This window comes from Nibricoccus aquaticus (assembly GCF_002310495.1).
GTDB classification, from domain to species: Bacteria; Verrucomicrobiota; Verrucomicrobiia; order Opitutales; family Opitutaceae; genus Nibricoccus; species Nibricoccus aquaticus.
The window spans coordinates 2127630-2140273 of the sequence record NZ_CP023344.1 but is presented as its reverse complement, the minus strand read 5'-3'; the positions used below and the strand labels follow the sequence as shown (position 1 = coordinate 2140273).

The 12644-nt window shown below is 63.6% G+C and carries 8 protein-coding genes; all 8 read left to right on the top strand.

The annotated features are described in order from the left end of the window. The first annotated feature begins 31 nt into the window (after positions 1-31). The 8 genes from gltB (at position 32) to CMV30_RS08605 (ending at position 12627) form a co-directional block, all read left to right on the top strand. Positions 32-4579: a glutamate synthase large subunit gene (gene gltB / locus CMV30_RS08635; protein WP_096055640.1), complete on the top strand. Its 4548-nt coding sequence runs from the start codon at positions 32-34 to the stop codon at positions 4577-4579. 249 nt (positions 4580-4828) lie between these two features. Continuing rightward, the gene (locus CMV30_RS08630; RefSeq protein WP_096055639.1) at positions 4829-5404 is read left to right on the top strand and encodes a type 1 glutamine amidotransferase domain-containing protein; all 576 of its coding nucleotides are present in this window, start codon (positions 4829-4831) and stop codon (positions 5402-5404) included. Between the two features lie 226 nt (positions 5405-5630). Continuing rightward, positions 5631-6515: a DUF2911 domain-containing protein gene (locus CMV30_RS08625; protein ID WP_096055638.1), complete on the top strand. Its 885-nt coding sequence runs from the start codon at positions 5631-5633 to the stop codon at positions 6513-6515. A gap of 228 nt (positions 6516-6743) precedes the next feature. Further along, positions 6744-9266 (top strand): PIG-L family deacetylase, encoded by a 2523-nt coding sequence (locus CMV30_RS08620; RefSeq protein WP_096055637.1) that lies wholly within the window; start codon positions 6744-6746, stop codon positions 9264-9266. Next, the gene (locus CMV30_RS19805; RefSeq protein ID WP_175414793.1) at positions 9263-9421 is read left to right on the top strand and encodes a hypothetical protein; all 159 of its coding nucleotides are present in this window, start codon (positions 9263-9265) and stop codon (positions 9419-9421) included. Before CMV30_RS08620 ends, CMV30_RS19805 begins: the two co-directional genes overlap by 4 nt. Then, entirely contained in the window at positions 9418-11136 is a 1719-nt protein-coding gene (locus CMV30_RS08615; RefSeq protein ID WP_096055636.1) for a sodium:solute symporter family protein, read from the top strand. The genes CMV30_RS19805 and CMV30_RS08615 overlap by 4 nt, the downstream gene beginning before the upstream one ends. Then, positions 11133-11921 (top strand): hypothetical protein, encoded by a 789-nt coding sequence (locus CMV30_RS08610; RefSeq protein WP_096055635.1) that lies wholly within the window; start codon positions 11133-11135, stop codon positions 11919-11921. The genes CMV30_RS08615 and CMV30_RS08610 overlap by 4 nt, the downstream gene beginning before the upstream one ends. Continuing rightward, positions 11908-12627 (top strand): PIG-L family deacetylase, encoded by a 720-nt coding sequence (locus tag CMV30_RS08605; protein WP_175414792.1) that lies wholly within the window; start codon positions 11908-11910, stop codon positions 12625-12627. Before CMV30_RS08610 ends, CMV30_RS08605 begins: the two co-directional genes overlap by 14 nt. Positions 12628-12644 lie beyond the last annotated feature (17 nt).

The window sequence follows — 12644 nt, the reverse complement described above, 5'->3', positions numbered from 1 at the left end:
TCACCGCATCACCTCCGACTTTTCCCTTTCCATGCCCACCGTGATCCCGTCTCCCCTGTATAACGCCGATCAAGAACACGACGCATGCGGCGTCGGCTTCATCGCGAAACTCTCCGGCGAACGCTCTGCGGACGTCGTCAATCGCGCGATCACGGCCCTCAAATCGCTCGCCCACCGTGGCGCCATCGACGCCGACGCCATCACCGGCGACGGTGCGGGCATCCTCACGCAGGTCCCCGTCGAGCTCCTCCGCGAGTATCTCGAAAAGAAAAAGAAGCCGCTCTTCCGCGATCAGGATCTCGGCGTCGGCATGATCTTCCTCCCGAAGGACGACGAATACGCCCAATCCCACTGCAAGAAGCTCGTCGAGCAGGCCATCAAAGCCGAAGGCCTCGTCTGGCTCTGCTGGCGCGATGTCCCCGTCGATTCCTCCTGCCTTGGCCGCAAGGCCCTCGAGACCCAGCCCGTCATCGTTCAAGCCCTCGTCGCCCGTAAGGAAGAAATCAGCGACGACGAATTCGAACGTAAGCTCTTCCTCGCGCAAAACACCATCGAGCGCAAAGTCATCGAGGCCAAGATCGCTGGCTTCTACATCTGCTCCTTCTCCTCACGCACCATCATCTACAAGGGCCTGCTCACACCCGCCCAGATCCGGAAGTTTTTCCCCGACCTGAAGTCGCCCAAGTTCACCAGCGCTTTCGCCGTCTTCCACCAGCGCTACTCGACGAACACTTTCCCGACCTGGCACCTCGCGCACCCGTTCCGCATGTTGGCCCACAACGGCGAGATCAACACCATCCGCGGCAACCGGAACCTCATGCGCGCCCGCGAAAACTCCACCGCGTACGGCGTGTGGGGCGACCGCTTCAACGATTTGAAGCCGCTCATCCAACCGAACATGAGCGACTCGGCCACCTTCGATAACGCCCTCCAGCTCCTCACGCTCGGCGGCCGCAATCCCCTGCACGCCGCCATGATCATGGCCCCGATGGCGTGGGAAAAAGACAAAGACCTCTCACCCGAGACCCGCGCCTTCTACCGCTACCACTCCTGCATGGTCGAGCCATGGGACGGCCCCGCCGCCCTCGTCTTCACCGACGGCAAAGTCATCGGCGCATCCCTCGACCGCAACGGCCTGCGCCCCGCGCGCTTCAAGATCTTCGACGACGGCTACGTGATCCTCGCCTCCGAAGCCGGCCTCGTGCACGACTTCCCCGGCAAGGTCATCCAGTCCGGCCGCCTCGGGCCCGGTCGCATGATCGCGGTCGATCTCATCGAGAAAAAGTTCTTCACCGACGAAGAGCTCAAGGCGCGTTTCACCAAGGATCCTCACTATAAAGAATGGTGCGAAGCCCACCTCACCAACCTCCACAAATTCGCCGCGTCCGCCGGTGCCGCCGCTCCCGCGACAGCCGACTTGAACGCCTCGCTCCCGCAGCAAGTCGCGTTCGGCTACGACCTCGACGAACAGGAGCTCATCCTCACGCCGCTCGCTGAAGGCATCGAGCCCACCGGCTCCATGGGCGACGACACGCCGCTCGCCGTCCTCTCGCGCCGTCCGCGCCTGCTATACACCTACTTCAAGCAGCTCTTCGCGCAGGTCACCAACCCGCCGATCGACTCGATCCGCGAAAAGTCGGTCATGTCGCTCACGATGTATCTCGGCGGACGCCTCGGTCTCTTCGAGGAATTCCCGAAAACCTCCGGCTACGTCGAACTCGACTCGCCTGTTCTCCAAACGCAGGAGGTCGCCGCGCTCTTCGACGTTCCGATCCTGAAGAACCGCGTCGTCCGTCTCGGCGCCACTTTCGACGCCAAGGCCGGTCCCGCCGCGCTCGAAGCAGCCGTGAAGGATCTCGCCCAGCGCGCGCAAGCCGCCGTCGAGACCAACAACGCCAAGGTCATCATCATCTCCGACAAAAACGTCACCGCCGAGCAGGCAGGCATCCCCATGCTCCTCGCCGCCGGCGCCGTTCACCAGCAGCTCGTCCGCGCCGGTCTGCGCCTCAAGTGCGACCTCGTCTGCGAAACCGGTGAAGCCCGCGACGTTCACCACATCGCCTGCTTGCTCGGCTTCGGCATCAACGCCGTCAACCCGTACCTCGCGCTCGATCTTGTCGCCGCGCTGGCTGCCGCCGGCAAGACCGCGAAGCCTGTATCCGCAGAACAGGCACGCAAAAATTACAAGGACACCATCGACGCCGGTCTCTTGAAGATCATGGCCAAGATGGGCATCTCCACGCTCGCGAGCTATCGCGGCGCGCAGATCTTCGAAGCCCTCGGCATCTCGCACAAAGTCATCGAAGAGTGCTTCACCGGCACCGCGTCGCCGATCGGCGGCATCGACTACGCCCAGATCGCTGAAGAATCCATCCGCCGCCACCTCACCGCGTTCCCCGCGGCCGCAGACGCCGTCGCCGCCCTCGGCAACGAAGGCTACTACCGCGTCAACAAGAAGGGCGAAGGCGAGTTCCACGGCTGGAACCCGAAGTTCGTCGCGTCGATGAACAAGTTCTTCAAGAGCAACTCCGCCGAGGACTACGCAGGCGTTCGCACGCAAGGCGACGAACACGCCCCGCAAGCGATTAAGGATTTGCTCAAGCTCCGCTTTGGCACCCGCCCCGCCGTTCCGCTCGACGAGGTCGAGCCGATCGACGACATCCGTAAGCGTTTCACCACGGCTGGCATGTCGCTCGGCGCGCTTTCTCCTGAAGCGCACGAGGCCCTCGCCATCGCGATGAACCGCATCGGCGGCAAATCCAACTCCGGTGAAGGCGGCGAAGATCCCGATCGTTTCAATATCCGCGAGAACGGCGACAACGCCAACTCTGCCATCAAGCAGGTCGCCTCCGGCCGCTTCGGTGTCACGCCCGCGTATCTTTCATCCGCGAAGGAAATCGAAATCAAGATGGCCCAAGGCGCGAAGCCCGGCGAAGGCGGCCAGCTGCCCGGTGCCAAGGTCACGCCGCTCATCGCGCGCCTCCGTCACAGCGTCCCCGGCGTCACCCTGATTTCGCCTCCTCCGCACCACGACATCTACTCCATCGAAGACTTGGCCCAGCTGATCTTCGACCTGAAGGAAGTGAACCCGCGCGCCAAGGTCTGCGTGAAACTCGTCTCGTCCTCCGGCGTCGGCACCGTCGCCGCTGGTGTCGCGAAGGCGTACGCTGACGTTGTCCTCGTCTCCGGCCACGATGGCGGCACCGGCGCTTCGCCGATCGCCTCCATCAAGAACGCGGGCTCCGCGTGGGAAATCGGCGTCGCCGAAGCCCACCAGGTCCTGATGATGAATAATCTCCGCGGCCGCATCGTCCTCCGCACCGACGGCGGCATGAAGACCGGCCGCGACATCGTGATCGCCGCCATCCTCGGCGCGGAAGAATTCAACTTCGGCACCGCCGCCCTCATCGCGGCCGGCTGCGCCATGTTCCGTGTTTGCCATCTGAATACCTGCCCGGTCGGCGTCGCCACACAACGCGACGACCTCCGCGCCAAATTCCGCGGCAAGCCCGAGAACGTCATCAACTACTTCAACGCCGTCGCCGAAGACGTCCGCCAGTACCTCGGCAAGCTCGGCGCGCGCACGCTCAACGAGATCATCGGTCGCACCGAACTCCTCGAGCAGATCGACGATCCCGCCAACCCGAAGACCAAGCTGCTCAATCTCTCCGGCCTGCTCCACAATCCGGATCCGACCGGCGAGCTCGACCGCTACCACACGCGCGAACGCAACGAGCGTTTCGGCGGCGAAGGTTCGCTCGACGAAGTCATCCTTCAGGAAGCCCGCGACGTCATCCTCGGCGAGTCCGCGCGCCTCGTGGCCCGCTACAAGATCACCAACGTCAACCGCGACGTCGGCACGCAGCTCTCCGGCCAGATCGCTTATCAGCGCGGCAACGAAGGTCTCCCAGCGGGCACGATCGACCTCACCTTCAACGGTTCGGCCGGTCAGTCCTTCGGCGCCTTCCTCGTCAACGGCCTGCGCCTCACGCTCGTCGGCGAAGCCAACGACTACGTCGGCAAAGGCATCAACGGCGGCGAAGTCGTCATCCGTCCCTTCAAGAACGTCGGCTACGCTTGGCACGAAAACTCCCTCGTCGGTAACACCTGTTTGTACGGTGCCACCGGTGGCAACATCTTCGTCTCCGGCCGCGCAGGCGAGCGTTTCGCCGTCCGTAACTCGGGTGCCACGGCAATCGTGGAAGGCCTCGGCGATCACGGTTGTGAATACATGACCGGCGGTCTCGTCGTCGTGCTTGGACGCACCGGCAAAAACTTCGGCGCCGGCATGAGCGGCGGCCTCGCCTTCGTGTACGACGAAAAGGGCGACTTCGAAACCCACATCAACCCCGCGATGATCGGCCTCGAACGCCTCAACAACCAGGAAGAGAGCGACAGCTTGAAGAAGCTGATCTCGGTTCACGCGAAGCTCACCACGAGCCCGCACGCCAAGTCGCTCCTCGACAACTGGGACACGGCCGTCAGCAAGTTCTGGAAAGTGGTCCCACACCCACCAACCCCCGACTTCCCGAAGTCCGTCTACACCTTCGACGCCGCCAAGGTTCCAGTCACGGCCTGATTGGTTGGTCCTTACTTCAGAAACCGCAGCCTCACCGCTGCGGTTTTTTTTGCGTCTCCACCGAGCGCAGAATGCACAACCGAGAATTGGCCAAGCTGCACTCTGCCCGTGAAGTCGTTCCCTCCGCTCAATGGCCTTTTCGTTAAGATGCTCTGAGCGAACCGCCTGAGATTCGCGCCCAACCGTGGCACACCTCCAGCGATACTCCCGGCAGGTCTGGCTCGGAAATAAAACAACCAAAGGAATCCCATGTCTCAGTCTCAAAATCTCCAAGGCAAGAAAGTCGCCATCCTCGTCGCGGACGGCTTCGAACAAAGTGAATTTGAAAAACCCCGTCTCGCTCTCCTTGAAGCGGGTGCCGACGTGACCGTCGTTTCTCCTGTCGAAGACCAAGTCACCGCGTGGGACGGCAACGCGAACGATTTCGGCGATGCATTCGACGTCGATCTCCCGCTTGACGAAGCCAAACCAGAAAACTTCCACGCGCTTCTTTTGCCCGGCGGCGTCAAAAATCCGGATACACTCCGCGGGATTCCCAAAGCCGTGAAATTCGTCCGCGCCTTCTTCGATGCCGGTAAACCTGTCGGCGCGATCTGTCACGGTCCCTGGCTCCTCATCGAAGCCGATGTTGTCCGCGGCCGCCGCGTGACGTCTTACCACACGATCCAGACCGACCTCAAAAATGCTGGTGCCCTCTGGAGCGACGAAGCCGTCGTCTGCGATCAAGGCCTCGTAACAAGCCGTCAGCCCGACGACATTCCTGACTTCAATGCGAAGCTCATCGAGGAAATCGCCGAAGGCATCCACGCCGGCCAGCACTCCTGATTCGTTCGGAGCCTTTCCTCTGCCTCCTTCAAATCCGGCCCACTCGGGCCGGATTTTTTGTGCCCGCTTCTCGTGGTGTCGCAGGTCTTTAGCTTTCAGCGTCTCTACCAAGGGTTTTTCTGTCCCCACGCGTTTAACCGTCGCTGCTAGCTGACCACGCGCCGCTTGCGAAGCGCGTGAATCCTCAGTCCCTTTCGTCCCGCTTATCCGTCACTCAAAAAACATCATGACCATTGCATCCGTCCTACGCCCAGCCGCCCTGCTCGCCTGCGCCCTCGCTCTCGCCTCCACCACCTTCGCCCAGCCAGCCGAGGCCCCCAAAGTCACCTTCCCCGCCGCCAGCCCCGCCAGCACGCTCAAACAACGCGTCGGCCTCACCGACATCGAAGTCGTTTACTCCCGCCCCAGCGTCAAAGGCCGCACCATCTTCGGCGGACTCGAAGCCTACGGCAAAATCTGGCGCACCGGCGCCAACAACGCCACCAAGCTCACCGTCAGCACACCCGTGAAACTCAACGGCACCGACATTCCCGCCGGCACCTACGAGCTCTTCACCATCCCCGGCGAAACTGAGTGGACCGTCATCATCCACAAAGATTCTTCTCAATGGGGCGCCTACAAGTACGACGCCAAAAACGACATCGCCCGCTTCACCGCCACGCCCGTCAAACTCACCGAAGTCGTCGAGACCTTCACGATCGACGTGAACGACATCCGCAACGAGTCCGCCACGCTCAATCTCCGCTGGGAACGCACCCGCGTCCCGATTAAACTCACCGTCGACACTGCCAGCCTCGTCGTCCCCCAGATCGAAGCCGCCCTCGCATCCCCCGCCAAAAAATCCTCCGGCTTCTACTTCAACGCCGCTCAATTCTACTTCGACCAAGGCCTCGATCTCACCAAGGCCAAAGCCTTCATCACCGAGGCCACCGCCGGCGACAAACCCGCGTTCTACATGGTCCACTTGAAGGCCAAGATCCTCGCGAAACTCGGCGAAAAGGCCGACGCCATCGCTGCCGCGAAACAATCCTCCGAACTCGCCGTCGCCGTCGAAGGCCCGCAAAGCGGCTTCGTGAAGATGAACAACGACCTCATCGCCTCGCTGAAATAACCTTCCGCGCCACCGCCCGATAAACGCGCCGGAGCGACGCGTCCCTCACATGGACATAAACATCACCGTCGCTCCCTCCGACTCATCGCCCAAATCCACCGCGACTCATTCACCCTCCGGCCCGCCACCTGCTCAGCCAGCGTTACTCCCGCAACCTCCGCGCCGCCCCGCCGTCAAGCGAGCGACGCCACTCCAGCTCCGCCGCTCACGCCTTCATAATCACGCCCCATGCATCACCCGCTCTGGCGGCTGGCCACCAGACTTCTCGGAGCCACCGTTTTGCTCTTCGCCTCCCACGCCTTCGCTCAACCCGCCGCACCTGCCTCAGCCACTCCGCTGTCGTCGGGCGAAATCCTCCAGGAGCTCCGCAGCTTCCGCGAACTCGGCAGCGTCCTCTACGTCGCCGCCCATCCCGACGACGAAAACACCCGCCTCATCGCCTACCTAGCGCGCGGCCGCGGCTACCGCACCGGCTATCTCTCGCTCACCCGAGGCGACGGCGGCCAGAACCTGATCGGCACCGAGCTCCGCGATTCCCTCGGCCTCATCCGCACGCAGGAGCTGATCGCCGCCCGCCGCATCGACGGCGCTCAACAATTCTTCACCCGCGCCAACGACTTCGGCTTCTCCAAAGACTACCGCGAAACCCTCTCCATCTGGAACCGCGATCAAGTCCTTGCCGATATGATACGCGTCATCCGCACCTTCCGGCCCGATGTCCTCGTCACGCGCTTTTCCCCCCAACCCGGCACCACCCACGGCCACCACACCGCCTCCGCCATCCTCGCCCTCGAAGCCTTCACACTAGCGGCCGATCCAGCTGCCTTCTCTAAAGAGCTCGGCCATCTGCCGCCCTGGCAGGCGAAACGCGTCCTCTGGAACACCGGCCCCAGCGGCGCGAGCCGCACCGGCCAGTCCGCGAATCCCACCGTGCTCCGTCTCGATGTCGGCGGCTTCAATCCGCTTCTCGGAGAATCCTTCGGCGAAATCGCCGCCCGCAGCCGCACCATGCACAAGAGCCAGGGCTTCGGCTCCGTCGGAACCCGCGGCACCGCCTACGAACACTTCCAGCTCCTCGCCGGCGAACCCGCCACGACCGACATCCTCGACGGCATCGACACTACCTGGTCCCGCATCCCCGGAGCCGCCGCCCTCGGCCCGCTCACCGACGCCGCGCTCAAAAATTTCTCTCCCCAAAACCCCGCCGCTAGCATCCCCGCGCTCCTCGAAATCCGCTCCGCGCTCGCTGCGCTTCCGACCGATCCAATCCTCGCCGACAAACGCGCCCACCTCGATCGCATCCTCACCGCCTGCCTCGGCCTCCACTGGGAAACCGTCATCCCCCAAGCCGAAGCCGTCCCCGGCGAAACCTTAAAACTCCGCCACACGCTCATCGCGCGAAACAACTTCCCCGTCCGCTGGCTCGCCACGCGCTATCCCACTCTCGCCACCGAAATCCCCGTCGCCACCGACCTAGCCGCCAACGTCGCCCTCAACCAAGAAAACGCCCAGCCGCTCCCCCCCGCGACTTCGCTCACTCAACCGTATTGGCTTCGCAGCGACGGCACCGCCGGCATGTTCGCCGTCGCCGACCCCGCCTTGATCGGCCTCCCCGAAAACCCGCCCGCTTTCCCCGTCGAGCACTTCATCGAGATCGCCGGACAAACCCTCATCGTCGCCGACGAACCCGTCCAAGTGATCGACGACCCCGTCAAAGGCGAAATCCGCCGCCGCCTCGCCGTCATCCCGCCCGTCTCGCTCGGCTTCACCCAAAACCTCGAACTCTTTTCCCCCGGCTCCGCCAAAACCGTCGCTGTCGAAGTGACCGCCGCCCGCACCAGCACCACCGGCACGCTCCGAATCGAAGCCCCCTCCGGTTGGAAAACCTCACCGTCCTCCCAGCCATTCGCGCTCGGCAGAGTAGGGGAGAAGTCCCTCCTCACCTTCACCGTTTCTCCCCAGACATCCGCATCTTCCGCGCCCGCGACCGCCTCACTCACCGCCGCCGCCGACATCGACAACGTCACCTACCGCAACCGCCGCATCGATATCCGCTACGACCACATCCCGCCACAACTGCTGCAGCCGCCCGCCAGCCTGAAAGCTGTCAGCATCGATCTCCAGATTCGCGGCAAAACCGTCGGTTATCTTCCCGGCGCCGGCGATCTCGTCGCCGACAGCCTCACGCGTATGGGCTATTCGGTGACATTCCTCACCGGCGCCGATCTCACCATCGACCGCCTTCGCTCCTTCGACACCGTCGTCCTCGGCATCCGCGCCTTCAACACCCGCACCGATCTTGTCCCGCAGCTCCCCGCGCTCTTCGACTACGCCAAAAACGGCGGCACCGTCATCGTCCAGTACAACACCACCGCCGATCTCCCCTCCGCACCGCTCGCGCCTTACGACCTCAAAATCTCCCGCGACCGCGTCACCGAAGAAAACGCCACCGTCACGATCCTCGCGCCCAACCACCCCGCACTTAATACGCCCAACAAAATCACCTCCGCCGACTTCGACGGCTGGGTCCAGGAACGCGGTCTCTATTTTCCCAATCAGTGGGCGCCCGAGTTCACGCCTCTAATTGCCTGCGCCGACGCCGGCGAAACCCCGCTCTCCGGCGGACTCCTCGTCGCCCAACACGGCAAAGGCTGGTTCGTGTATACCGGCCTCTCCTGGTTCCGCGAGTTGCCCGAAGGCGTCCCCGGTGCGTATCGTCTCTTCGCCAACCTCGTCTCCCTCGGAAAGTGAACACGCCACCGCCCAACTCTCCGCCAACACCGCACGCCGAATCCGCCCCCGGCGTTCCCGGCTTCCGCACCTGGCGCGGCGTGTACCTCTTCGTCTTCGGCTGCTTCATCGTCGTCGTGATCGCGCTCACGATCTTCTCCCGCGTTTTCGCATGAACGGCCTCGATTGGATCGTCCTCCTCGGGACCATGCTCGGCATCGCCGCCTACGGCACCTGGCGCACGCGCCACACAGACAATCTCAACACCTACCTCAAGGGCAGCCAGACGACCAAATGGGGCACCATCGGCCTCTCCGTCATGGCCACGCAGGCAAGCACGATCACCTACCTGTCGCTTCCCGGCCAGGCCTACGAAAACGGCATCGCCTTCATCCAAAATTATTTCGGCCTCCCGCTCGCGCTCATCCTCGTCTGCGCCGTCTTCCTCCCCATCTACCGCAAGCTCGGCGTGTACACGGCTTACGAATACCTCGGTCAACGCTTTGACCGCAAAACCCGCCTCCTCGGCGCAAGCCTGTTCCTCCTCCAGCGCGGCCTCCAGTGCGGCATCACCATCTACGCGCCCGCCATCATCCTCTCCACCGTGCTGGGCTGGCGCGTCGATCTCACCATCGTCTTCACCGGCTTGCTCGCGATCGTCTACACCGTCACCGGTGGCAGCGCCGCCGTGAACCTCACCCAAAAATGGCAGATGGGTGTCATCTTCGGCGGCATGCTCACCGCTTTCGTCGTCCTGCTCGTGAAACTCCCTCCCGACGCGATGCACATTGCCGGTGCGATGGATAAACTCGATGCCGTCAGCTACGAGCCCGACCTCAAGCAACGCTACACGCTCTGGAGCGGCCTCATCGGCGGCTTCTTCCTCTCGCTCTCATACTTCGGCACCGATCAAACGCAGGTCCAGCGCTACATCGGCGGCGCCGCCCTCCGCGAGGGCCGCCTCGGCCTCATGTTCAACGCCCTCCTCAAGATCCCGATGCAATTCTTCATCGTGATTCTCGGCGCGCTCCTCTTCGTCTTCTATCAGTTCTCCCCAACCACGCCGCTTCTCTTCAACCAGACCGAATGGCGCCGCCAGCTCGACGGTCCGCAAGCCGCCACTTTCCGCGCCTTCGAGGAAAAACACACGGCCCTCCACGCCGACAAACAGGAGAAAATCCGCGCCTTCTCCGACGCCCGCGCCTCCGCCGATCCACAGCTCGAATACACTGCCCGCGCCGCCCTCGCCGAATCCCAAGCCGCCTCCGAAACGCTCCGCAACGAAGCCCGCAACGCCCTCTACGCCGTTTCCCCCGAGGCCAAAAAAACCCGCGACTCCGACTTCGTCTTCATCACCTTCATCCTCACCCAGCTCCCGCACGGCGCCATCGGCCTGCTCATCGCCGTCATGTTCGCCTCCGCGCTCTCCTCGAAAGCCGGCGAGCTCAACGCCCTCGGCACCACGAGCACGATCGATCTCTGGCGCCACTTCCGCCCGCTCGCCGCCCACGACGAAGCCCGCAACGTGAGAAACGCGAAATGGTTCACCGCAGTCTGGGGACTCTTCGCCATCGGCTTCGCACTCTTCGTCAGCTTCGCCGAAAACCTCATCGAAGCGCTCAACATCGTCGCCTCCATCTTTTATCCCGCGCTGCTCGGCGTCTTCATCGTTGCCTTCTTCTTCAAGAAAGTCGGCGGCTCCGCCGTCTTCTACGCCGCCATCGCCGCGCAACTCGTCGTCATCGCCATCTTCGCCCTCGGGAAATTTTTTCCCGCTCACGAGATCGGCTACCTCTGGCTCAACCCCATCGGCTGCGCCGCCTGCGTCCTCTTCGCCCTCGCGCTCCAACCGCTTCTCGGCTCCGCAAAAACATCTGCCACCGCCGCATGAGCGCTGCACCCGTCATCTGCTTCGGCCAGCAACCCTGCGGGATTTTCCCCCGCCGGTTTCTGTATTCGAAATTCCAGACGGCCCGCCGTCTCCAATCCGAGATCGGCGGCCGCATCGTCTTCTTCTATCACGACAGCGACCACGACCCGCGCGAAACCCAGACCTGCCTCCGCCATCGCAAAACCGGCGAGCCTCATACGCTCAACTTCGCCTTCGAAAACAAACTCCAGCGTAAGTACTCACCACTCTACGCGAAGCGCGTGACTTCCGCCTGGCGCGACACCACCGCCCGCCAGCTCCCCGCTTACGTCCCCCAGTGCTGGACCGATGCCTTCCGCAAAACCGAGGCCGTCAATATCGCCGACTTCTGCCTCGAAATGTACCGCCACATGGGCCTGCTCGACGGCGTGGAAATCGTCCGCTCCAGCTCGCCCGACGTCCGCCGCGCCGCCTGCGACATCACCGACTTCTTCGTAGACGTCCCGCACGAAGGCGAAATCGTCCGCGCCCGCCACAACCCTTCTGCCAACTCCCTCCAGCTCCACGAGGGCGGAAACACCTTCGTCACGCTCCCGCATTCCGCCGGCTCCTGGGAAAAATCTCAGATCAGCCCCACGCGCGACTCCCGCCTCCGCTGGATGCAATCCGTCATCCACTGCACTCACTACATTGCCGGCCTCGGCGAACAGGCTTATCTCAATAAAGCCGACGCCCCTGAAATCCTCTTCGTCACCCGCGACGAAATCGACCGCTCCGATGAAGCCTACACCGATGTCCCCGTCTGATCTGCCCGCCACGCTCCTCGCTTTCGGCGCCCACCCCGACGACATCGAGTTCGGCTGCGGCGGCGTCATCGCCCGCGAAACCCAGTCCGGCCGCCCCGCCCACTTCGTCATCTGCTCGCGCGGCGAATCCGGCACCAACGGCACCCCCGCCGAACGCACCGCCGAAGCGCAAAAATCCGCCGCTCTCCTCGGCGCCACCTGCGAATTTCTAAACCTCGGAGGCGACGCCCACCTCACGCACACCGTCGCCCACGCTCTCCAACTCGCCGCGATCATCCGCCGCCTCCGCCCGCAAATCGTCCTCGCGCCCACACTCGTCGAAAACCAGCACCCCGACCACGTCATCGTCGGCCGCCTCGTCCGCGACGCCGCCCGCCTCGCCCGCTACGGCGGCGTCGCCGAGCTCCGTGAAACTCCCGCGCACGCCATCGCCTCGCTTCTCTTCTACGCCATCACGCCCGACGCCGAGCCCGCCGACCGCTCCGCCCTCCTCATCGACATCTCTAGCGCGGTCCCCGCGTGGACCGCCGCCATGGAAGCCCACACCACCCAGCTCCGCACGCGCAACTACGTCGAACTCCAACTCACCCGCGCCCGCGTCAACGGCCTCCGCTCCGGTGTAGCCCACGCCACCGCGCTCTTCCCCAACGACCCGCTCGTATTCGATTCCCTGGCACAGCTCGCCCGCACGGCCCGCCAGTTTTAATCTTCCTCCGCCGCCCA